Below are 21,658 nucleotides of genomic sequence, written 5' to 3'. Positions count from 1 at the left end.
GGCACAATGCCCGGCCAATCAGCCGCAGCATGATCGCGTTGAATGGCCCGGTTCAACATCCTGTACCAAAGGGTCAGGCTGGTCTAAGCTGAAATAAAACAACAATACGGGCCGCCTGGCCTATCTGTCAGATAGCCTTGCAATGCTGGGCAGTCCTCGGTCAACTGCCGGGATTGGTCATGCCAGGAAAAGCCTACCTGTATGAAAACGTCAGCCAGCGCCTCAGGCACCACATCCATGAGGGAAGTTACCGTGCAGGAGAGAAACTGCCCTCTGTGCGGGTGCTCAGCCGGTTGTTTCAGGTCAGCGTAAACACCATTCTTCAATGCTTTCGACAGCTTGAGGCCGATGGCCTGATTCATCGTATCCCGCGCTCCGGCGTATTCGTCGCCCCAACCCGTTCTGAACAAAAGCCGACGACGGATGTGGCACCGAAGCCTGTCCCGCTATTACCCGTGGAAGTTTCACTCAGTGAAGAAATTCTGCGCTATATGGAGCCTTATACCAGCCGCCCGATGCTGCGCTTCGGAATCGCCTTGCCAGACTCTGAAATCATGCCGGTTGAGAGGGTGTTGCAGACGTTCAGGGATGTTAGCCGGTCAGATGGGCTTGCTTCATGGCATTACGCTCATCCACGCGGTGAGGAGGCGTTTGCCCATCAGCTTGCCCGCCGAAGCCTGAACTACCCGGTGCCGGTAACCGAGCAGGATTTGCTGGTTACCAATGGCTGTATGGAAGCCATTGAGTTGGCTTTGCGGGTAGTGACAAAGCCCGGAGATGCCGTTGCGATAGAAACCCCCACCTATTACGGCGCCCTGTTGGTTCTGGAGGTTTTGGGGCGTAAAGCTCTGCCAATTCCCACACACCCTCGGCAAGGTATCCGCCTGGCGGCGCTTGAACAGGTTTTGCGCCAGGGCCAGGTGTCAGCCTGCATGATTTCAGCCAATGCCCAGAACCCATTAGGTTTCAGTATGCCGACAGAGCAGCGCGAAAAGCTGGCGCGGCTGGCCGGGCGTTACAGGATTCCTGTCATCGAAAATGATATCTGGGGCGACACAGTTTTCGGGGAGGCGCAGTTGCCGGTGAAGGCGTTTGACCAAGAGGGTGAGGTGATCTACTGCAGCTCTTTTTCCAAATCACTGATGCCGGGTATGCGGCTTGGATGGATCGCTCCGGGGCGTTTTCTGCACCGGGTGCTGGAGTTGAAGCAGGTGAGCAACATTACTACGGCTTCGGCGCCGCAGCTGGTTATGGCAAGGCTGATGGAAAGTGGCTTCTATCATCATCACCTGCAACAGTTGCGTGTGCATCTCCAGCGTCAGACCCGTGAGTTGATGGCGCTGTCGAGGCAGTATTTTCCGGTAGGTACTCGAATCAATGAGCCCTCCGGGGGGTGCGTACTTTGGCTGGAGTTACCAAAACCGATCGATTCCGGGCAGCTTTTCGATCTTGCTCTGGCGCAGCAAATTCACATTTTTCCTGGTCGGGTATTTTCCCCGGCCGGGCGTCATTCTCATTGTTTGCGTCTGAATGCGGGCAGTCCGGTGACGTCTGCCATTGCAGCGGCTGTGCGCAAACTTGGCGTGCTGGCGCACCAGCAACTGACCTGATCTTTCGAGTAACTGCGTCTGTTTGAGTGTTTTGCCCGAATCTGTATCTGTTGCGATGCAATACCCGCTCCTATGCTCGTTGATACGCCCGACAATAAGACAACGAAGAGGGATTTGTTTATGCGTATCAACTCAACAGCGCAGCTTGGCCTGCTTGCAGGCTTGACGGCCTTCTTGCTCAGCGGCTGCTTCGATGGTTCCAGCAGCTCGTCCCGTCAGCCAGATCTTGATCTCACCACCTTGTCCAGTGCGCCGGATCAGGTCAGTGGTGACGATGTTCTGATTGGCCTTGAGGGCGACGCCGCCACGATAGCAGCGGAAAAAGACAATCTGGAATTCTGGCTCAATGATGTCAAAGTCAGCCCGGTAATCAGAGAAGGGCGAAATGGCATGGAAGTTCTTGTCAAAGGGCTTTCAGAAGGTGCAAACCGGCTGGAACTGCACCATGTTGAATACGGCCCGCTGAGCGACCTCACCCTGAATGTTCACCCGGTAACCGGTCCGATTTTCTCCGGGCCGCAGCAGTACCCATTCGTGTGTACCGTCACAACAGAGCTGGGCAAGCAGCCTCTGGTGGATACTGAAGGCAATACTGGGTTCCCGGTTATGGATGGCGGTGGTACCCAGATTGGTTTGAGTAAAGACTGCTCGATCGACTCTTATGTAACCTTTGTCTATCGCACAACCGGAGGAAGCTGGGCACCCCTGCCGAGTGATGGTACACGGCCCGCTGATATGGCCACGACAGAACTGACAGATGGTCGCACCGTCGATTTCATCGTGCGCCAGGAGCGGGGCACCATTAACCGGTTTATCTACAGCTTTGCTACCCTCGCCGAGCTGGGAGATGAGCCTGACGAGACATCTGCTGCTAACTGGAATGGTCGCCTGTTGTTTCATTTTCAGGGAGGCGTTGCCATTGGGCACTCACAGGGAAGTGTTAGCGAAAGTCGAATGTTACAACCTGATACCCTTGCGAAGGGTTACGCCGTTATTTATTCCACCGGTACCAAGGCAGGCACCCATTATAACCTTGAGGTAGGTGGTGAGACGGCGCTGATGGTGAAAGAGCACTTCATCAAGCGCTTTGGTGTGCCTGAGTATACCGTCGCCATTGGCGGCTCCGGGGGCGCTATCCAGCAGTACGTCTACTCCCAGAATCATCCTGACCTTCTGGACGCAGGCGTGCCCCAGTACTCCTACCCGGACATGGTGACCCAGACCATTCACATTGGTGATTGTGAATTGCTTGAGTACTACATGGACGCCACTGATAAAGACAACGCCAAATGGCAGACAACCACGAATCGCAGCTGGCTGGTAGGCCTGAATGCTACCGATGCCTATGCCGATCCGTTTGCGGGTGCAAAACAAATGCTTGGATACAGCACCGCGCCCGGAATGACCGAGTGCATTCCGGCCTGGCGTGGTCTGACCCCCCTGGTTATGAACCCGTTATTCGGGAATGCCCGAAACCAGGAGTTGATGCAGCCTGGTGGCGTCATGGATAGCGTCCAGTGGACTCACTATGACGATTTGAGGAATATCTACGGTCTTGATGAAAACGGTGACCCTCGCACCCTGTTTGACAATGTGGGTGTGCAGTATGGTCTCGGAGCCTTGCGCGACGGCAACATATCCAAAGCCGAGTTCCTGAAACTGAACGCTCAGATTGGCGGCTGGAAACACCCTTCGGAGATGGTGCAGGAGGGCTTTCCGTTCATTGGCGAGATTGCAGATGTTATGGCCGATCCTACAAAATTCGATCCCTGGAGTTCCCGCAACATGAACCTGAGCCCGGATGGCACTCAGCCGGCGCCACGCACAGAGGGAGATCTGATTGCTATTCAGGCCGCCTATGAATCCGGTATGGTTTTCGATGGCCAGCTCAATATACCGGTCATCGACTGGCGGCATTATCTGGAGGAAGTGCTGGATATGCACAACAGCCATCAGTCTTTCTCTGTTCGCCAGCGCATCATCAACAGAATGGGAAATGCCGGCAATCAGGTAATCTGGTTTACCGATACCCGGCCGACCGATACCACAGATCCGGATGAGCCGGAGCCGCGGGAGGAATCAAATCCGACCTGGGCGGCACTGGACGTATTGCATGACTGGCTGATGAACATGCGCGCGAATCCTGAGCAGAGTATTGCCGACAACAGGCCTGCCGCTGCAGTGGATACCTGCTATGAAACCGATGGATCGGTTATAGCGGCAGGAGATGATGTCTGGAATGGTATTCTTGATGCCGAAGCCGAAGGTGCCTGTACCTCAAGGTTCGAGACTTACACTACGTCAAGAATAGTGGCGGGCGGGCCGATTGAAGGCAGTGTATTCAAGTGCAGTCTCAAGCCGGTTGCAACCGCTTTGAATGACGACACCTATGGCACTGTTCTATTCACTGAAGATGAAATTACCCGGCTGGGCGAGATCTTCCCTGACGGTGTCTGCGATTACAGCCAGCCGGATCAGGGACGCCCTGCGGGTTGAGTGCAGAGTTTAAAGCGGAGGAGTCAGGCAGACTCCTCCGCACCTGCAGCAACATTACTGACCGCGTTCTCTTCAACAAGGCCGCCGAACCGACGATAAAAGCCTGGTGTCGGCCCGGGCAGTGGGCCTGATGCATTTTCCAGCAGGCTCGCCAGATGCTCATCAGAGCGGCTGTATATCGCCCGGTAGAGGTTACGACACAGCTGCTTGGCGCTGCGTCCTTCCCAGTCACCTGGCAATAGCTCGTCTGGCAGCAAAGGGTCCCGAAGCAGTATTTTGCGATACTCGTGAATCAGGAGAATGCGTGCGATAACACAGTCTTCCGGGCTTAGATTGTCGTTGGTGCTGAGTTCTCGCCAGAGTGGTCGGAACTTTTCCAGAAAGCGCTTATAGCGAAAGCCCAATTCGTCCAGGTTCCAGCTTTCTTTGACCTGCCGGCGCAAAGCTCTCGGGCTTCGCTGCTCCAATGGCTGGGTCTGCATCACGATGGTGTCTTCCAGTGCGCCCCACTCCTGCAACAAAGGCACGAGTTCATGGCGAGTGAAGCGAGGATGCTCCATTACACCGGCTGCCATGCTGCCGAAGCTCAGCCACTTCAGCTCTTCACGCACTTTGGCCCGGGTTTCCGGCTCCAGCTGGTTGAGAAATACCAGGCACCAACTTCCATTCCAATCGTCGGTACCGAGAGTGTAGACGTGTTCAAATGCCTGCTGGAATCGCCTCAGGCCGGCGCCGGTAACACTATAATAGCTACACCTTCCGACTTTCTCTGTTTGCAGCCAGCCATCCTGAACAAGCCTGTAGACGGATGTACGAACAAGTCGTTCGCTTACTCCCATAGGCGTCAGCAGTTTCATCAGGCTGCCCAGCCAGACGTTGCCGCCGCGCGGGTGAATGATGTCGCCATAGGTTGTTATGATCAACGACCCGGCGCGCAAAGGACGCTTTTTCTGGAAGTCCCGGATCAGGCTTTCGAGTTGTTGTTTTGCAGACATGATTGTTTCATTCCTTCAAGGCGTTCCGGCGCCCATTATCCTCGATATCGCCCTCGCGTAAAGCTGCCTGCAGTCAGAGCGGGCAATAACGGCCCGGATCTAAAAACCGGCGGCCGGAGGAAGTGGGCCGGGTGCTTCCCGGGAATGTCATAAAGGCACTTATGTGCTAATACATTGGTATTAGTTGGCGAAAAAGTTGTGTGCCTGAACGCAGTCCTCAGTTGACACCGGTTTAGTGATACAATATTTTCCATTGATATCCGTCAACGGTATCGTATTATTGGAGTGACGGATAGCCAATAATGGCTGTGTTCGACGAATGTCGGCCGTGCCAAACTGAAAACAGGGCGCTGAGAAGATGCACGTGATACGAAAAGTGTAACTTTTGCAGAAAAAACGTTCTGTTTTCGGAAATTCAGGGGCTTATAAAATCAAAACGCCCTGACCACACTTGGGAGAACAACAAAAATGTTCAAAAATATTACGCGTCGTGCAGGCAAGTTTGCAGCTATTGCTGCGGCCGGTTTGCTGGCAATGAACGTTCAGGCAGCTGAGCCCATTCGCATTGGATCCTTTCTTGCAGTTACCGGACCGGCCTCTTTTCTGGGTGATCCGGAGCTGAAAACCCTGGAAATGTACGTTGAAAAAATCAACGAAGAGGGTGGCGTACTGGGGCGTCAACTCGAGCTTATTCACTACGATGATGCTGGCAACGCTTCCAAGGCCCTGAACTTCGCAAGCCGGCTTATCCGGTCAGACCGTGTCGATATTATTGTTGGCGGTAGCACCACTGGCGCCACGATGGCGGCTGTGCCACTGGTCGAACAGGCTGGAGTTCCCTTCATTTCCCTGGCGGGCGCAATCGTTATTACCGATCCGGTTAAAAAGTGGGTCTTCAAGACGCCGCAAACTGACCGCATGGCGGCAGAGCGTGTGCTGAACGATATGAAATCACGCGGCCTGACCAAAGTTGGCCTGATCTCGGGCACGGGTGGTTTTGGTAGCTCCGGGCGTGAGCAAACTCTCGCAGCAGCCAAGGCAATGGGCGGAATCGAGATTGTTGCTGACGAAACCTACGGCGGTTCCGACACTGACATGACGGCGCAGCTTACCAACATTCGCGGCACCGAAGGCGTTCAGACCATTCTTAACTTCGGCTTTGGCCAGGGCCCGGCCATCGTTACCCGTAACTACGCCCAGCTGGGCATTGAGCTTCCGTTCTATCAGTCCCACGGTGTTGCCTCTGACGGTTTCCTGGAGCTGGCCGGTAGCAGTGCTGAAGGCCTGAGGTTGCCTGCGTCACCTTTGCTGGTGCCAGAGTCTCTTCCGGAGTCCGATCCGCAAAAGCCGGTAGTTGAAGCTTACAAGGCCGAGTACGAAGCGCGCTGGAACTCCAAGGTTTCGACCTTTGGTGCCTATGCCTATGACGGCCTGATGCTGGCGGTTGAAGCCATCGAGAAAGCTGGCAGCACAGACAAAGCAGCCGTGCGCGATGCGCTCGAAAACATTCAGAACCACGTGGGTGTGACCGGTACTTTCAATATGTCACCGGAAGATCACAACGGTCTGAGCGCTGACTCCTTCCGCATTCTGGAAGTTAAGGACGGCGGCTGGAAGCTGATTAACTAAGCCTATTTTCATCCGTACCACAGGCTGGCGGCTGCCCTTTCAGGGTAGCTGCCAGCCGCTGCGCGAGCGGACCCGATTATGTTCTCTGAATTCCTGCAATACCTGTTTACCGGTATCACCATTGGTGCCACCTACGCCCTGATCGCATTGGGCTTTACACTGATCTACAACGCCAGCCACGTCATCAATTTTGCTCAGGGTGAATTCCTGATGATTGGCGGTATGGCTACCGTATCTTTGACAGCCATGGGTGTGCCCATGCTGCTCGCGATTGTACTTGCTGTGGTTCTGGCAGGTGTGCTGGGTATAGCGCTTCAGCGCCTGGCCATCGCACCCGCAAAGAATGCGGACGTTGTTACGCTGATTATTATTACGATCGGCGCGTCTATTTTTATTCGCGGTCTGGCGCAACTGGTGTGGGGCAAAGAATACAATGTAATGCCTAACTTCAGCAGCGACGAACCGATTCAGATTTTTGGAGCTGTGCTGAACAGCCAGAGCCTTTGGGTGCTGGGTGTTGGTGCGGTTCTCGTGGCGGTGCTGGTGTACTTCTTTACCCGCACTCTGACCGGCAAGGCGATTCTCGCTACTTCAATGAACAAGGATGCCGCGCGTCTGGTGGGTATCAAAACCCAGGTTGTGCTGATGCTGGCGTTCATGGTGTCTGCGTTGCTGGGCTCCATAGCCGGTATCGTAGTGGCGCCGATCACCTTTACCTCTTATGACATTGGCATCATCCTCGGGCTGAAAGGCTTTGTGGCAGCGGCCATTGGCGGCCTGGGCAGTGGCCTGGGTGCCGTTGTGGGTGGCCTGGCTCTTGGCGTGGTTGAAGCCATGGCTGCGGGTTATCTGTCGTCTGACTACAAAGACGCGGTGGCGTTCTCGATGATTCTGGTGGTGCTGTTCTTCATGCCCCGGGGCCTCTTTGGCGCCAAAGTTGTGGAGCGGGTGTGATGATGGCTCAATTTTCGCAATTCCGTCTCAAGGGCCTGGTATTACTGGCTATCGTAGTGTTTGCCCTGCCACTGTTCATTTCCAACCCGTTCCATTACGGCCTGGCCACGCAAATCGCACTGATTGCCGGTGCGGTAGTTGGTCTTAACCTGCTTGTGGGTTTTGCTGGCCAGATCAGCCTGGGCCATGCGGGATTTTTCGGGATAGGCGCTTACTTCAGCGCCATCATGACCAGCAATTATGGCTGGTCTGCCATCCCTGCATTGGTCGTCGGTGCCATTGGTGTGGCGATTATCGCGTGGGCTGTTGGGCGCCCGATACTGCGCCTCAAAGGCCACTACCTCTCCATGGCAACCCTCGCAGTGGGTTTCATTATCGCGATTATCCTGAACAACGAGCGTCAGCTTACGGGCGGGCCAGACGGCATGCCGGTGCCTGTGTTTGATGTGTTCGGTTGGGAGCTCAGCGTCTTTGGCCAGTATTCCCTGTTCGGCATGGACATCAGCGGTGATCTGGCCTGGTATCTGTTTGCCGGTGTGGTGCTTCTGGCTGCGGTCTGGCTGGCCCAGAATCTTATCGATTCGCCTATTGGCCGAGCCTTGCGCTCCGTTCATGGCTCGGAAGTCGCAGCCAGTGTGGTGGGCGTGAACACCGCAAAGTATAAAAGCCTGGTGTTTGTTATCTCAGCCGTATACGCCAGTGTTATGGGTGCGCTTTACGGGCACTTCCAGGGCTTTATTACACCCTCTGTGGCAAGTTTCGACTTTTCCATTCTGCTGATCACCATGGTGGTTCTGGGCGGCATGGGCTCGACCATCGGGGTGATCATCGGGGCTGTGGTGCTCGAACTCCTGCCGCAGCTGCTGGCTGATTTTCAGGAGGCAGAAATGGTGTTGTTTGGTCTGATCCTGATGCTGACCATGATTTTCATGCCCAAAGGTCTGCTGCCAACCGCCGCGAACCTGCTGGCAAAACGACGTGCAAAGTCTGCCGGAGGTGACGCATGACCGCTCTGGTAGAAGTCAATAATCTGTCCAAGGCATTTGGCGGCGTACACGCCGTTGAAGGCGTCAGCTTCTCGGTGGATGCCGGCCAGGTATATTCGGTTATCGGCCCCAACGGTGCTGGTAAAACCACGTTGTTCAACCTGATCACCGGTCTGTACACGCCCACCAGTGGTGAAGTGAAGCTGAACGGCGAGAGCATCGCGAAGCTTCAGCCTAATCAGCTGGCAGAGCGCGGCATGTGCCGAACGTTCCAGCAGATGCAGATCTGTATGAACATGACGGCCATTGAAAACGTGATGCTGGGCCGGCACCTGACCCTGAAAAGCAATTTGCTGACCACTCTGTTTCGTCTGCCTGCCCTCACTCGGGGCGAGAAGGCGGCCAGGGAAAAGGCCGCCGAGCTGATGGAGTTTGTGGGTTGTGGCGAATACCTCGATACCGAAGCCTCCGCTATGTCCTACGGTGCGCTTAAACGCCTGGAGATTGCCCGGGCGCTGGCCGCAGAGCCTAAGGTTGTCCTGCTGGATGAGCCGGCGGCGGGCCTGAATGCTGTGGAGACAGCAGCACTGGAGGATCTGATCCGCAAGATCGCCGAGCAGGGCATTACGGTGATGTTGGTGGAGCACGATATGAAGCTGGTGATGGGTATTTCGGACCGTTTGCTGGTGCTTAACTACGGGCGCGTACTGGCGGAAGGCACGCCGGAACAGATTCGTTCAAACCCGGATGTGATCGCAGCCTATCTGGGCGGCTAAACGGAGCGAGGGATAACTATAATGGCACAAACACCGACCAACGTTGCGCCTGAAGACAGCTACAGCCAGCAAGCCATAAGCACCATCGTTCAGGAGCATCAGGCGCTCTGGCGCATACTGGATCTGCTGGATCAGCTTCAGCACGATATGAACATCAATGAGCAGCGTCCCGATGAAACGCTGATAAGCACAATTTTTGATTACGTTCAGCACTTTGCCCGGCGCGTGCACAGTTCGCCCGAAGAAATCGTGCTGTATCGCGTGTTAGGAGAAAAGTCACCTGAAACCAAGCCGTTGCTGGACAAGCTTGCGCACGGGTATGTGATTGGTGACCAGAAAATCAATGAGTTGCGCCATCTGTTAATGGTGTGCATGGAGCAATGGCCGGATGGCCGGGAAGACTTCAGCCATGCGCTTGCGCGGTTTACCGAGGCCTTGCGCAAGCACATCAAGAAAGAAGAGGGTGTAGTCATTCCACGCGCCCGCAAACTGCTGAGCGAGGAAGATTGGCACCTGATCACTGAATCCCGGGATCAGTCCAACGATCCGCTGTTTGGTGAGCGGGTGCGGGACGAATTTCGGGAGTTACGCCACCGGATTGTGAGCTACACGCCGGAACGCCTGGGCGGCCTCGGGCTGCACCATGCGCCGCGAAGGACCGCACAGCATGCCACTGAGGAAATGCTTTCCATCAAGGGCCTGAAGACTTCCTATGGGCAGATTGAAGCACTGCATGGCATTGATATCCGTATCAACAGTGGCGAAATTGTGTCTCTGGTCGGTGCCAACGGTGCCGGCAAGTCGACACTGCTGATGACGATCTCTGGCCTGCAACCGACCGATAGCGGCAGTATCAACTTTGAAGGCAAGGATCTGTTGAAAATAAGTGCGGATCAGCGGGTCGCCAACGGGATTGTGCAGGTACCTGAGGGCCGGCAGGTGTTCAAGGATCTGAGCGTTGAAGACAACTTGCTGCTGGGCGCATACACCCGTGGGCGCAGCCCGGAAGTGGAAGACGACCTTGAGCGCATGTATGAGAAATTTCCCATACTGCGCCAGAAGCGTCGTAACCTTGCAGGTGAACTGTCCGGCGGCCAGCAACAGATGCTGGCCATGGGCCGTGCGCTTATGGCCAAACCCAGGCTGTTGCTGCTGGACGAGCCCAGCATGGGGCTGGCGCCGCTGATCATTGAAGAGATCTTCAACATCGTTAAAGAGCTCAAAAACGAAGGCATTACCATCTTTCTGGTGGAACAGAACGCTTCTCAGGCGCTTGCGCTTGCTGACAGGGGATACGTGCTGGAAACTGGCCGGGTGGTCATAGAAGGCTCTGGGCGCGAATTGTTGAGCAACGAGAAAGTACGCGAGGCGTATCTGGGTATGTGATGTAACTGGTACAAAAAAACCGCCAGAGCTTTAAGCTGCTGGCGGTTTTTTTATGGCCGGAGGAATTACTCCGGCACTTTTGAGCCTTCTTTAATTGGCACCGCCTTTTTTAGCCACCAGGGTCAGAATGTCGTAGCTGGCAACCAGCTCGTCGTTCTGGTTGGTGACCTGAACATCCCATACAACCACGCCTTGCGGGTGGCCATCCGGAGACGTGCGGCCCTGATCAATTTTGCGCTTGCAGGTCAGGCGGGCGCGAATGGTATCGCCCGGCGCGACTGGCTCGATAAAGCGCAGCGTGTCCAGACCGTAGTTCGCCAGAACCGGACCTTCGCCAGGATCCACGAACATGCCCGCAGCTGCAGACAGCACAAAGTATCCGTGCGCAATCCGCTTGCCAAACTGGCTGTTTTTTGCAGCAATTTCATCAAAGTGCATGTAGAAATGATCGCCCGACAGACAACCAAAATTCACCAGATCTGCTTCCGTTACCGTGCGACGGTGGGTCAGCAGTGACTGGCTGATCTGCAGGTCCTCGAAGTGATAGCGGAACGGATGTACCTGGTTCTCGATAACCTTCGCCCCACGAATGTACTCGCCGGTAACGGCCGCGAGCATGGTGGGCGAGCCCTGGATAGCCGTGCGCTGCAAGTAGTGATACACCGCGCGGATACCGCCAAGCTCTTCACCGCCACCAGCGCGCCCCGGGCCGCCATGCTTCAGCATGGGCAGGGGAGATCCGTGGCCGGTAGATTCTTTCGCGGCTTCCGCATCCAGCAGGTGCAAACGGCCGTGATAGGCAGCCAGCGCCGGTGCCAGTTTGGCAATAGTAACGGGATCGCGAGTGGTCACCGTGGTTACCAGCGAGCCACGGCCTTTGGCAACGAGGTCAATCGCATCGTCCAGGGTGTTGTAGGGGATAATCGTGGCAACGGGGCCAAAGGCCTCGATATCATGAGCGCCACAGCCATTTTCCGGATTACGGCAAACCAACAGGTGCGGTTCTATGAACGCGCCTTTCTCCGTACCTTCGCCGACAGGTTTGAAACTGCCGTCGCCGCCCACAACCAGTTCGCTGGTTTTCAGCAGTTCCTGGATATTGGCTTTGACGTCTTCCAGTTGGTCGATAGAGGCCAGGGCACCCATGCGCACGCCTTCCACTGAAGGGTCGCCTGTGGTGATTTTCGATAGCCGTTCTTTGAGCTTGTCGCATACGGCCTGTACCTGGTCCTGAGGCACCATCACCCGGCGGATTGCAGTACATTTCTGACCGGCTTTGGCGACCATCTCGCGGCCGACTTCCCTTACAAACAGATCAAACTCTTCGTGTTCCGGTGTTACATCCGGAGCCAGGAGTGCACTGTTCAGTGAGTCAGCTTCGGCATTGAACGGAATGGATCGGTTGATGATGTTCGGGTGGTTACGCAGCATGCGGGCGGTTTTCGCCGAGCCGGTAAAGGTCACCACATCCTGCTCTTCCAGATGTTCGAACAGATCGCCGGTGCTACCGATGATCAGCTGCAGGCTGCCTTCCGGGAGGGCACCGGATTCTTGCATCAGACGCACAGCCAGTTCGGTCACGTAGCAGGTAGACGTCGCCGGCTTCACAATAGACGGCATGCCCGCCAGGAATGTGGGTGCAAACTTCTCTAACATGCCCCACACCGGGAAGTTATAGGCGTCGATATGAACGGCGACACCACCACGGGGCACCAGAATATGGGTGCCGGCGAAGTGGTTGTTTTTGCCCAGCGGTGTTACCGGACCTTCGTGTACTACGTTGCCTGACGGCAGCTCGCGGCGGCCCATACTGGCATAGGAAAACAGAGTGCCAAACCCGCCGTCGATATCAATGCCGTTATCCGCTTTGCTGGAACCGGTGTGCATCGAGAGAGCATACAGCTCTTTTTTGTGCTCCTGCAGGTGCAGCGCCATGGCTTTGAGGGCCAGAGCGCGTTCCTGAAAATCCATGGCCAGCAGGTTTTTCCCGCCAACTTTGCGGCCGTATTCAACGGCTTTTTTGAAATCCAGAGTATCGTCGTGGGTGTGTGCAACGATCTCACCGTTAATGGCGCTGGGCAGCGCTTTTGCTTGCTGCCCGCCAATCCATTCTCCGGCAATAAAACTCTTGAGAACTGACATGTACAAAAACTCCAGGATTACTATTCGTCGTAGTCGAGAACAACCTTGTCGCTGACCGGGTAGCACTGGCACGACAACACGTAGCCTGCTTCCACTTCGTAGTCTTCGAGGGCAAAGTTCTGGTCCATCTCCACTTCGCCTTCCACCACCTTGGCGCGGCAGGTGGAACACACGCCGGCTTTACAGGAATAAGGCAGATCGGCACCCTCGGCGTTACCGGCATCAAGGATGCTCTTGGTGTCGCGTACAAGATCAAAGGTCAGTGAGCGGCCATCTGCTTTTACCGTCACAACGCTGACCGCTTGCGGATCGACTTTGGTTTCCGCCCGATCTTTACGTGCCTGGGGTACACCGCCGGCAGGCGTAAAGAGTTCATAGTGAACTTTCGACTTATCGAGGCCGTGGCGCTCGAGTGATTCCCGGACCACTTCAGTCATCATCTGAGGGCCGCACAGGAATGCGCCGGTCAGATTTTTGGCGTCAATCCAGTGGTCGAACAGCTTGTCGCATTTGTCGCCGTCAATGCGCCCGTTGTACAGGTCGATGTCCTGCTCTTCCCGGGTGAATATGTACACCAGGTTGAAGCGGGTCATGTATTCGTTTTTAAGATCCTGCAGCTGGTCGCGGAACATGGTGCTGCTGGTGCCCTTGTTACCGTAGAACAAAGTGAACTGACTCTTCGGCTCGGTTTCCAGCGTCGTTTTCACGATAGACAGGATCGGGGTGATGCCACTACCAGCGGCGACGGCCAGGTAATTACCTTCGCGCTCCGGGTCGAGTTCAATAGAAAAGTGACCTTGTGGCGGCATGACGTCGAGAGTAGAGCCAGGTTTCAGTTGCTCGTTGGCAAAACTGGAGAACACGCCACCGGGCACGCGCTTGATGGCAATGCGCAGTTCCTGATCGTTGACACTCGAGCAAATTGAGTAGGTGCGGCGCACTTCTTCGCCGTCTACTTTGGTCCGCACGACCAGGTGCTGACCTTGCTTGTACTTGAATTTTTCTGCCACATCCTCGGGCAGATCAAAGCTAAGAGATACGGCGTTTCTTGTTTCCGGCCTGACCTCTTTGAGGGCCAGTGAGTAGAATTTATTCATGATCGTATCGGCTCTATATGCATTTGAAGTAGTCGAAGGGCTCGCGGCAATCAAGGCAGCGATAAAGCGCCTTGCAGGCAGTAGAGCCAAATTCGCTGATGCGCTCGGTGTGCTCGCTGCCGCACAGGGGGCAGGCAATCACCTCTTCGGCGCCCAGCAGGCTCATTTTGCTGGCACTGCCCTTGGGCGGTGCTATGCCGAATGCCCGGAGTTTTTCCCGGCCTTCCTCGGTTATCCAGTCTGTGGTCCAGGCTGGCGTTAACACGCGATTGATGTGCGGGTCGCGAATGCCTGCTGCGCGCATGGCTTCGGCGATCAGCTCTTCGATCAGCTCGGTTGCCGGACAACCCGAGTAGGTTGGCGTTACATCTATGGTCAGGTGTGTGCCGTCCCAACTCAGGTCACGAACGATGCCCAGCTCTACAACGCTGACGGCAGGCACTTCCGGGTCCAGAACTTTATCCAGCAGTGCCCAGATTGCATCTTCTGTCAACAGTTCCGGACGGGCGTTAGCCGGCACCCGGTCGCTGGCAATCAGTACGTCTACAGATGATGGTTCGTGTTCGTTCACCGGAGGTGCTCCCCTTAATAAACAGACTTACCAGGTGGTTGCATCCGGATAGGCGCGAGGCAGAAACTGCATCACAGCCAGGATGTGACCCAGGTGCTCAGTATGCTCACCACGCTTGCCGCCCATATACATCCAGGCATCTTCTTCACCGACTGTCAGGGTGGCCTGTGCGGCTACTTCGCGCACCATGCCAAACCAGTCCTGCCTCAGTTGCTCTGGGTCGGGGCCAATACCCGCCTCGAACATGGCGTGGTCGATGTCATCCGGCGTAACCAGTTCACCGGTAAAACGCCACAGCAGGTTGAACGCGTCCTGAATGCGACGGTGGCTTTCTTCGGTACCGTCGCCCATGCGCTTTACCCACTCGGAAGAGCGGCGCAGGTGGTAAGTCGCCTCTTTCACGGCTTTGGCGGCGATAGTGGCCACACGCTGATCGCTGGAATCCACCAGACTTTTCAATGTGAAGTAGTGCCACACATCGAAGAAAAACTGGCGCGCCATGGTGACGGCGTAGTCATCGTTGGGCTGCTCCACCATCAGCAGATTGCGATAGTCGTGGGCATCCCGCAGATAGACCAGTTTGTCGGCGTCGCGGCCATCATCAATCAGTTCTGCAGCGTACTCGTACCAGTTGCGGGCCTGGCCCACCAGGTCGAGCGCCACGTTCATCACTGCCAGTTCTTCTTCAACGGCCGGGGCCTTGCCCGTTAACTCACTGAGGCGCTGGCCCAGAATTATGTCGGAGTCGGCCAGGCGAAGCAGATATTCCTGTAAAGCATTTTGCTGTGTCATAGGGTTGCTCCTTACATGTGCCCGACTTCGTCAGGCAGCTTATAAAAAGAAGCGTGCCGGTAAACTTTGTCTTCAGAAGGATCGAAGAGAACTTCTTTCTCGTCTGAAGCAGAGGCTGTGATGGTCTCGGATGGAACAACCCAGATGCTCACCCCTTCGCTACGACGGGTATAGAGATCACGGGCATTTTCCATAGCCATTTCGTTGTCGGCAGCGTGCACGCTTCCGACATGCTTGTGGTTGAGGCCGTGCTTGCTGCGTACGAATACTTCGTAAAGGCGCCATTCAGACATTGTTATCTCTCCTGTTTACGCGGCTTTGGCTGCGCGCTGTTTTTGTTTTGCTGCATAGGCGACGGCGGCTTCCCGTACCCAGGCACCCTCATCAATTGCTTTGCGGCGAGTGGAAATCCGCTCGTGGTTGCAAGGGCCATCGCCCTTGAGCACGTCGTAGAATTCTTTCCAGTTGATTTCGCCGAAATCATAGTGGCCACGCTCTTCGTTCCACTTCAGATCCGGATCAGGCACGGTGCAGCCGAGGAATTCGAGCTGTGGAATAGTCTGATCAATAAACATCTGGCGCAGCTCATCGTTACTCTTGCGCTTGATCTTCCACACCATGGACTGCTGGGAGTTGGGGGACTCGTCATCGTGTGGGCCAAACATCATCAGCGCCGGCCACCACAGGCGGTTAATGGCGTCCTGCACCATGTCCTTCTGCTCCTGGGTACCTTCACGCATCATGTCCAGCAGGATCTGGTAACCCTGACGCTGGTGGAAGCTCTCTTCCTTACAAATGCGGACCATGGCGCGGGAGTAAGGGCCATAAGAGGTACGCTGCAGAACCACCTGATTCACGATGGCTGCACCATCAACCAGCCAGCCCACTGCACCCATGTCGGCCCAGTTCAGCGTCGGGTAGTTGAAGATGCTCGAGTACTTGGCTTTGCCATCGTGCAACTTCTGGATTTCTTCGTCGCGATCGGCGCCCAGAGTTTCCATGGCGCTGTACAGGTACAGGCCGTGGCCCGCTTCGTCCTGAATCTTGGCCATCAGCTGCAGCTTGCGCTTGAGTGTCGGTGCGCGAGTTACCCAGTTGCCTTCCGGAAGCATGCCGACAATTTCCGAGTGGGCGTGCTGGGAAATCTGACGGATCAGCGTTTTGCGATAGCCGTCTGGCATCCAGTTCTTGGCTTCAATTTTGGTTTCTGCATCTACTTTCTCCTGGAAGTCCCTTTCTTCGGGAGACATCTCTTCCAGGGTCTTGAGACGCTTTGTACCGGTATCAACCATTTGTGCGTACATAAATTCTCTCCGAATTCGACTTGTTTGGTCTCTTGTCTTTAAACAGAAGCGCACCGTGACGGGTCACGGGCTATGACTTCATACTATATGATACTGAATAAATATCAAGGAATCGCATTCTGTATCATGTCCGGCGCAGGCGACTTTTGTTGTGCCTCTAACTATCTAAAAATCAACAACTAACGACTTTCTATTAATGATTGCTTTGAGTTTCTGGAAACAGGAAGAAAAAATAAATGACCGGGGCGTTGTGACTGGTCGCCCCGGCTAAAGGTATCAATCCTTGCGGCGATCAAATACCCGCTTGGCTTTGCCCTCAGAGCGACTCATGGTTCCTGCATCCTGTACCTGTATTTTGGTGCTGATGCCGATGTAGGACTTGATATGATGTGCCAGCTCTTTGGCGGTGTTCTCTTTGATATCTTCGCCTTCTGCTCCCGCTTTCAGCTCGACCCGGACATCCACGCAATCCAGGTTGCCCTTCTTGTACACCTCGATTTCGTAGTAAGGCGCCAGAGCGCGACATTTGAGCACCTGCTCTTCGACCTGGGTGGGGAATACGTTTACCCCACGGATAATCAGCATGTCGTCACTGCGGCCGGTGATTTTGTCGATGCGGCGCATTGGGCGAGCTGTGCCCGGCAGCAGGCGAGTCAGATCACGCGTGCGGTAACGCAGCACTGGCATGGCGACTTTGGTAAGTGAGGTGAACACAAGTTCGCCGTACTCGCCGTCGGCTAGCACTTCACCGGTATCCGGGTTAATGATTTCCGGATAGAAGTGATCTTCCCAGATGGTCGGGCCATCTTTGGTTTCAAGACACTCCATGCCCACGCCCGGCCCCATCACTTCGGATAGGCCGTAGATGTCAAGAGCCTGGATGCCGAGGCGATCCTCCAGCTCTGTGCGCATTTCGTTGGTCCAGGGCTCAGCGCCAAAAATGCCAAGGCGCAGCGGCAGCTTCTTGGGATCAATGCCCTGACGGTCAATTTCATCCGCAATGTTCAGCATGTAGGAGGGCGTGACCATGATGATGTCGGGCTCGAAATCCTTGATCAGCTGAACCTGTTTCTCGGTCTGGCCGCCCGACATGGGAATAACCGTGCAGCCCAGACGCTCGGCACCATAGTGGGCGCCCAGGCCACCAGTGAACAGGCCGTAGCCGTAGGCAACATGAATCTTGTCGCCGGCGCTGCCGCCACCGGCGCGAATGGAACGTGCCACTATGTCGGCCCAGGTTTCAATATCGCTCTGGGTGTAGCCCACAACAGTGGGTTTGCCAGTGGTGCCGCTGGATGCGTGTACCCGGACAACCTTTTTCATGGGTACTGCAAACATCTTGAACGGGTAGTTTTCCCGCAGGTCGTCTTTGCCGGTAAACGGAATTTTGGCGATGTCTTCCAGGCTGTTGATGTCCATCGGCTTCAGGCCAATGGCGTCAAACGCATTGCGATAGTGCGGAACGTTGGTATAGGCATGCCAAACGCTCCAGCGAAGACGTTGCAACTGCTCGTGGCGCAGTTCGTCCACGCTGGCCGTTTCCATTCGGTCCAGTTTTCCAAGTTTATGCATGGGTAGATTCATGGTTGCTTCCTGTCTTGTTCTTGTCGCCCCGGTTTGCGGCCGGGCAAGTTTCTGTTCGTGTAACCGGCCCGGTTTGTGCGGGCCGCTTCAATTACTCTTCAATCACTATTCAATTATTCTGCGCTGTCGACGCGCTCGATAATCAGCGCAATGCCCTGGCCGACACCGATGCACATGGTGCACAGGGCATAACGGGCGCTCTGGCCATTCTGGTGACGGCGCTCCAGCTCGTTCAGCGCGGTGGTGACAAGGCGTGCCCCACTCATGCCCAGAGGGTGGCCCAGAGCAATGGCGCCACCGTTCGGGTTTACGTGTTCGGCATCGTCCGGCAAACCCAGATCGCGCAGTACGGCCAGTGCCTGGGCGGCGAAGGCTTCATTCAGCTCAATCACGTCCATATCGGCCAGTTCCAGGCCTGCGGTCTTCAGCACCTTGCGGGTGGCAGGCGCCGGGCCCATGCCCATAATGCGTGGCTCAACGCCGGCAGTGGCCATGGCAACAACCCGGGCACGGGGCTTGAGGTTGTGCAGTTTCAGGGCTTCACCGCTTGCCAGCAGCAGGGCGCAGGCGCCGTCGTTTACGCCGGAGGCGTTGCCAGCAGTGACGCTGCCATTCTCACGGAAGGGTGTTCCCAGGCTTGCAAGCTTGTCGAGGCTGGTTTCCCGGGGGTGCTCGTCGGTATCAATAATGAGCGGATCCTGCTTACGGCGAGGCACGCTCACCGGCACGATTTCACTGTCAAAACGGCCGGCTTTCTGGGCTGCAGCGGTACGCTGCTGGCTGCGCAGGGCGAAGGCATCCTGATCTTCACGGGAAATGTTGTAGTCCGCGGCAACGTTCTCTGCGGTTTCTGGCATGGAGTCAATGCCGTACTGCTTCTTCAGCAACGGGTTTACGAAGCGCCAGCCGATGGTGGTATCGAACATTTCTGCTTTGCGGCTAAAGGCGGAATCGGCTTTGCCCATCACGAAAGGTGCGCGGGACATGGATTCCACGCCGCCTGCCAGCATCAGGCCAGCTTCGCCGGTGCGCAATGCACGCGCTGCGCTGCCGATGGCATCCATGCCGGAACCACACAGGCGGTTGATGGTCGCGCCCGGCACATCGATCGGCAAACCTGCTAGCAGCAACGACATACGAGCTACGTCGCGGTTGTCTTCGCCGGCCTGGTTGGCGCAACCGTAAAGCACATCATCAATGGCCGACCAGTCCAGTTTGCTGTGGCGCTCCTGCAGTGCCTTCATGGGAATGGCGCCCAGGTCATCGGCGCGCACGTTTGCCAGAGAACCGCCGTAGCGGCCAATGGGTGTGCGTACCGCATCAACTATGTAGGCATCTTGCAGGCGTTTTTCGTTGCTCATTGATCGTTCTCCGACTGGATGACTTCGCCGCGTACCTGATAGGACTTGCCGCGAAACAGGGCAATAACGTGGCCGTTCTGGTTAGTGATGGTTATGTCGTATACGCCGGTGCGGTTACCGCGTGACTGCTCAACAGCATTGGCGGTAAGCACGTCGCCTTCACGGGCGCCGAGCATGTAATCGATGGAGCAGCCTGATGCAACGGTCGCTTTGTTGTAGCTGTTGCAGGCAAAGGCAAACGCCGAGTCGGCAAGGGTGAACAGGTAACCGCCATGGCAGGCGCCGTGGCCCTGAATCATGATGGCGGTGACCGGCATGGTCAGCGTGGCTTTGCCGGGAGACACGTGGGTAATTTTCATCCCCAGATTACGGCTGGCCTGATCCCGATCGAACATGGATTCGGCGCAGTCCTGGGCCAGCTTTTGTGCATCGGGTGCGTGATGTTCGGTGCTCATGAGTAGAATCCCTTTTCGGCAAACCGGTTTTTCCGCAGCAGTAATGCGGGTCGATAGCGGTCTTCACCGTAGCTTTGCTGAAGATGCGTAAGCACGGTATGCAGCATGCTGAAGCCGAGGTTATCGCTCCAGCGCAGCGGGCCTTCCGGATAATTCAGGCCGGCTTTCATGGCAAGATCGATATCGCTGACCGATGCTACGCCGTGCAGAGCCGCATCGGCGGCTTCATTGGCCAGAGTTGCGACGGTGCGCATAACCACCAGGCCCGGTCGGTCTGCGATCAGGCTTACGGCAATGCCCGCTTTTTGCAGAAGGGCACAGGCGTCGTTTGTGGCCGTTGAGGGTGCCTGATCGGCCGTGGCGATAGCTAGGCGACCGGCTTTGGTATAGTCAAACGCCAGATCCAGCAGAACCAGGTTGTTGCAGGCTTCCGCAGAGGCGCGCTCAGTTGCCATGCGGCCATCGGTCAATGCCAATACGGCGTCGCCGAAATACAGACGTCCCGGGCCGTCCCGCTCGATGATTCTAATGCCGTTTTCGCTCAGGCGCGTGACCAGTGCCGCCAATGGTCCCGGGTTACCTTCCACGATCAGAGTATCTGCGTCGCAGCTGGCAGAAGCGGCTGTTACCGGCTCGGGTTTTTGTGAGCCTTCGGCATAGCTGTAAAAGCCCTGGCCGCTCTTGCGGCCCAGCCGGCCGGCTTCAACCAGCTCCTTCTGGACCAGAGAGGGCAGAAAGCGGGTGTCCTGATAGTAGGAGTTGAAAACCGAGGAGGTCACCGCGTAGTTTACATCGTGGCCAATGAGGTCGGTCAGTTCGAAGGGCCCCATACGAAAGCCCCCGGCTTCACGCACAATGGCGTCCAGTGTTGCGCTGTCCGCTGCCTGCTCCTGCAGAAGGCGCAGGCTCTCAGCATAAAACGGCCGTGCCACCCGGTTAACAATGAATCCTGGCGTAGAGGTTGCTGTTACAGGCTTTTTGCCCCATTGCGCTGCTGTTGCGTAAACGCGCTGTGCAATCTCGTTACTGGTGGCCAGGCCTTTGATGACTTCTACCAGGGCCATCAACGGTGCCGGGTTAAAAAAGTGCATACCGACCAGGCGCTCGGGGAGCTTCATTTTGGCACCGAGAGCCGTCACGGATATTGACGAAGTATTGGTGGCCAGAATGGTGCCGTCACTGCAAACGTCCTCAAGGCTGGCCAGCAGGCCGCGCTTGATTTCAAGATCTTCAACGATGGCTTCGATGACCAGACCGGCCTCAGCGAGTTCGCTGAGTTCACTGATTGGCTTGATGCGCTCAAGAAGGGCATCCAGCGCAGTCTGCTCCATCTTTCCTTTATCGACCCGGCGTTGCAGCTGTTTGGCGATGCCCTGGCGGCCCGCCTCAGCGGCACCCTCGCGCTGGTCGAGCAGAAAAACCTCGTGGCCTGCCTGGGCGGCAACCTGAGCAATGCCGGAACCCATGGCTCCGGCGCCGATGACGGCAACGGGGACGTTAGTGGCAAGTGGCTGCATGGC

18 protein-coding genes and 1 pseudogene are annotated in these 21,658 nt (G+C 56.1%); 8 read left to right on the top strand and 11 right to left on the bottom strand.

Translation table 11 applies throughout. From position 1 onward, the window contains the following. Positions 1 to 179: 179 nt before the first annotated feature. The gene (locus tag ACN0RL_RS00140) at positions 180 to 1,610 is read left to right on the top strand and encodes a PLP-dependent aminotransferase family protein (RefSeq protein ID WP_417512610.1); all 1,431 of its coding nucleotides are present in this window, start codon (positions 180 to 182) and stop codon (positions 1,608 to 1,610) included. A gap of 120 nt (positions 1,611 to 1,730) precedes the next feature. Continuing rightward, positions 1,731 to 4,106, top strand: coding sequence for a DUF6351 family protein (locus tag ACN0RL_RS00135; protein ID WP_417512609.1), 2,376 nt, complete (start codon positions 1,731 to 1,733; stop codon positions 4,104 to 4,106). Between the two features lie 23 nt (positions 4,107 to 4,129). On the opposite strand, the gene paaX is transcribed toward ACN0RL_RS00135, so the two are convergent. Then, positions 4,130 to 5,101, bottom strand: coding sequence for a phenylacetic acid degradation operon negative regulatory protein PaaX (paaX, locus tag ACN0RL_RS00130; protein WP_417512608.1), 972 nt, complete (start codon positions 5,099 to 5,101; stop codon positions 4,130 to 4,132). A 468-nt stretch (positions 5,102 to 5,569) separates the two neighbouring features. Here paaX and ACN0RL_RS00125 point away from each other — a divergent pair, with 468 nt between their 5' ends. The 6 genes and pseudogenes from ACN0RL_RS00125 (at position 5,570) to ACN0RL_RS00100 (ending at position 10,832) form a co-directional block, all read left to right on the top strand. Beyond that, a complete protein-coding gene (locus ACN0RL_RS00125) occupies positions 5,570 to 6,730 on the top strand; it encodes an ABC transporter substrate-binding protein (RefSeq protein WP_417512607.1) in 1,161 nt (386 codons plus the stop codon). Positions 6,731 to 6,808: 78 nt separating this feature from the next. Further along, positions 6,809 to 7,684: a branched-chain amino acid ABC transporter permease gene (locus tag ACN0RL_RS00120; protein ID WP_417512606.1), complete on the top strand. Its 876-nt coding sequence runs from the start codon at positions 6,809 to 6,811 to the stop codon at positions 7,682 to 7,684. Then, positions 7,684 to 8,691, top strand: coding sequence for a branched-chain amino acid ABC transporter permease (locus tag ACN0RL_RS00115; RefSeq protein WP_417512605.1), 1,008 nt, complete (start codon positions 7,684 to 7,686; stop codon positions 8,689 to 8,691). Before ACN0RL_RS00120 ends, ACN0RL_RS00115 begins: the two co-directional genes overlap by 1 nt. Then, the gene (locus ACN0RL_RS00110) at positions 8,688 to 9,446 is read left to right on the top strand and encodes an ABC transporter ATP-binding protein (RefSeq protein WP_417512604.1); all 759 of its coding nucleotides are present in this window, start codon (positions 8,688 to 8,690) and stop codon (positions 9,444 to 9,446) included. The genes ACN0RL_RS00115 and ACN0RL_RS00110 overlap by 4 nt, the downstream gene beginning before the upstream one ends. A gap of 21 nt (positions 9,447 to 9,467) precedes the next feature. Beyond that, positions 9,468 to 9,917: pseudogene (locus ACN0RL_RS00105) on the top strand (hemerythrin domain-containing protein); the annotation flags it as partial. Between the two features lie 210 nt (positions 9,918 to 10,127). Further along, positions 10,128 to 10,832 carry an ABC transporter ATP-binding protein gene (locus ACN0RL_RS00100; protein WP_417512897.1) on the top strand — a complete coding sequence of 235 codons (705 nt, stop codon included), beginning with the start codon at positions 10,128 to 10,130 and terminating at the stop codon, positions 10,830 to 10,832. 90 nt (positions 10,833 to 10,922) lie between these two features. On the opposite strand, the gene paaZ is transcribed toward ACN0RL_RS00100, so the two are convergent. The 10 genes from paaZ to paaH all read right to left on the bottom strand — a co-directional run bounded on the left by paaZ (position 10,923) and on the right by paaH (position 21,655). Beyond that, positions 10,923 to 12,974, bottom strand: a complete 2,052-nt coding sequence (gene paaZ, locus ACN0RL_RS00095; protein WP_417512603.1) for a phenylacetic acid degradation bifunctional protein PaaZ — start codon at positions 12,972 to 12,974, stop codon at positions 10,923 to 10,925. A 20-nt stretch (positions 12,975 to 12,994) separates the two neighbouring features. Then, positions 12,995 to 14,071 carry a 1,2-phenylacetyl-CoA epoxidase subunit PaaE gene (paaE, locus tag ACN0RL_RS00090; RefSeq protein WP_417512602.1) on the bottom strand — a complete coding sequence of 359 codons (1,077 nt, stop codon included), beginning with the start codon at positions 14,069 to 14,071 and terminating at the stop codon, positions 12,995 to 12,997. A 13-nt stretch (positions 14,072 to 14,084) separates the two neighbouring features. Then, entirely contained in the window at positions 14,085 to 14,642 is a 558-nt protein-coding gene (gene paaD, locus ACN0RL_RS00085; protein WP_417512601.1) for a 1,2-phenylacetyl-CoA epoxidase subunit PaaD, read from the bottom strand. Between the two features lie 27 nt (positions 14,643 to 14,669). Further along, complete coding sequence (gene paaC / locus ACN0RL_RS00080; RefSeq protein WP_417512600.1) at positions 14,670 to 15,434, bottom strand: 1,2-phenylacetyl-CoA epoxidase subunit PaaC; 765 nt, start codon at positions 15,432 to 15,434, stop codon at positions 14,670 to 14,672. Between the two features lie 11 nt (positions 15,435 to 15,445). Beyond that, a complete protein-coding gene (gene paaB / locus ACN0RL_RS00075; RefSeq protein ID WP_303596972.1) occupies positions 15,446 to 15,727 on the bottom strand; it encodes a 1,2-phenylacetyl-CoA epoxidase subunit PaaB in 282 nt (93 codons plus the stop codon). A gap of 15 nt (positions 15,728 to 15,742) precedes the next feature. Beyond that, entirely contained in the window at positions 15,743 to 16,738 is a 996-nt protein-coding gene (paaA, locus tag ACN0RL_RS00070) for a 1,2-phenylacetyl-CoA epoxidase subunit PaaA (RefSeq protein WP_417512599.1), read from the bottom strand. A 276-nt stretch (positions 16,739 to 17,014) separates the two neighbouring features. Further along, positions 17,015 to 18,322, bottom strand: coding sequence for a phenylacetate--CoA ligase PaaK (gene paaK, locus ACN0RL_RS00065; RefSeq protein ID WP_417512598.1), 1,308 nt, complete (start codon positions 18,320 to 18,322; stop codon positions 17,015 to 17,017). 113 nt (positions 18,323 to 18,435) lie between these two features. Next, entirely contained in the window at positions 18,436 to 19,683 is a 1,248-nt protein-coding gene (pcaF, locus tag ACN0RL_RS00060) for a 3-oxoadipyl-CoA thiolase (RefSeq protein ID WP_417512597.1), read from the bottom strand. Further along, positions 19,680 to 20,138, bottom strand: a complete 459-nt coding sequence (gene paaI / locus ACN0RL_RS00055; RefSeq protein ID WP_417512596.1) for a hydroxyphenylacetyl-CoA thioesterase PaaI — start codon at positions 20,136 to 20,138, stop codon at positions 19,680 to 19,682. The genes pcaF and paaI overlap by 4 nt, the downstream gene beginning before the upstream one ends. Continuing rightward, positions 20,135 to 21,655, bottom strand: a complete 1,521-nt coding sequence (gene paaH / locus ACN0RL_RS00050; RefSeq protein ID WP_417512595.1) for a 3-hydroxyacyl-CoA dehydrogenase PaaH — start codon at positions 21,653 to 21,655, stop codon at positions 20,135 to 20,137. Before paaH ends, paaI begins: the two co-directional genes overlap by 4 nt. Positions 21,656 to 21,658: the final 3 nt, after the last annotated feature.

It is taken from the genome of Marinobacter sp. (genome assembly GCF_048259445.1).
GTDB lineage: Bacteria > Pseudomonadota > Gammaproteobacteria > Pseudomonadales > Oleiphilaceae > Marinobacter.
This window is presented reverse-complemented; position numbering and strand designations above follow the sequence as displayed.

Coding starts and splice junctions, on each gene's coding strand:
- paaK (WP_417512598.1), bottom strand. CDS start 18,322: ATGAATCTACCCATGCATAAACTTGGAAAACTGGACCGAATGGAAACG.
- paaX (WP_417512608.1), bottom strand. CDS start 5,101: ATGTCTGCAAAACAACAACTCGAAAGCCTGATCCGGGACTTCCAGAAA.
- ACN0RL_RS00120 (WP_417512606.1), top strand. CDS start 6,809: ATGTTCTCTGAATTCCTGCAATACCTGTTTACCGGTATCACCATTGGT.
- ACN0RL_RS00100 (WP_417512897.1), top strand. CDS start 10,128: ATGCTTTCCATCAAGGGCCTGAAGACTTCCTATGGGCAGATTGAAGCA.
- paaH (WP_417512595.1), bottom strand. CDS start 21,655: ATGCAGCCACTTGCCACTAACGTCCCCGTTGCCGTCATCGGCGCCGGA.
- ACN0RL_RS00125 (WP_417512607.1), top strand. CDS start 5,570: ATGTTCAAAAATATTACGCGTCGTGCAGGCAAGTTTGCAGCTATTGCT.
- paaA (WP_417512599.1), bottom strand. CDS start 16,738: ATGTACGCACAAATGGTTGATACCGGTACAAAGCGTCTCAAGACCCTG.
- pcaF (WP_417512597.1), bottom strand. CDS start 19,683: ATGAGCAACGAAAAACGCCTGCAAGATGCCTACATAGTTGATGCGGTA.
- ACN0RL_RS00115 (WP_417512605.1), top strand. CDS start 7,684: ATGATGGCTCAATTTTCGCAATTCCGTCTCAAGGGCCTGGTATTACTG.
- paaI (WP_417512596.1), bottom strand. CDS start 20,138: ATGAGCACCGAACATCACGCACCCGATGCACAAAAGCTGGCCCAGGAC.
- paaB (WP_303596972.1), bottom strand. CDS start 15,727: ATGTCTGAATGGCGCCTTTACGAAGTATTCGTACGCAGCAAGCACGGC.
- paaC (WP_417512600.1), bottom strand. CDS start 15,434: ATGACACAGCAAAATGCTTTACAGGAATATCTGCTTCGCCTGGCCGAC.
- ACN0RL_RS00140 (WP_417512610.1), top strand. CDS start 180: ATGCCAGGAAAAGCCTACCTGTATGAAAACGTCAGCCAGCGCCTCAGG.
- ACN0RL_RS00135 (WP_417512609.1), top strand. CDS start 1,731: ATGCGTATCAACTCAACAGCGCAGCTTGGCCTGCTTGCAGGCTTGACG.
- paaZ (WP_417512603.1), bottom strand. CDS start 12,974: ATGTCAGTTCTCAAGAGTTTTATTGCCGGAGAATGGATTGGCGGGCAG.
- paaE (WP_417512602.1), bottom strand. CDS start 14,071: ATGAATAAATTCTACTCACTGGCCCTCAAAGAGGTCAGGCCGGAAACA.
- ACN0RL_RS00110 (WP_417512604.1), top strand. CDS start 8,688: ATGACCGCTCTGGTAGAAGTCAATAATCTGTCCAAGGCATTTGGCGGC.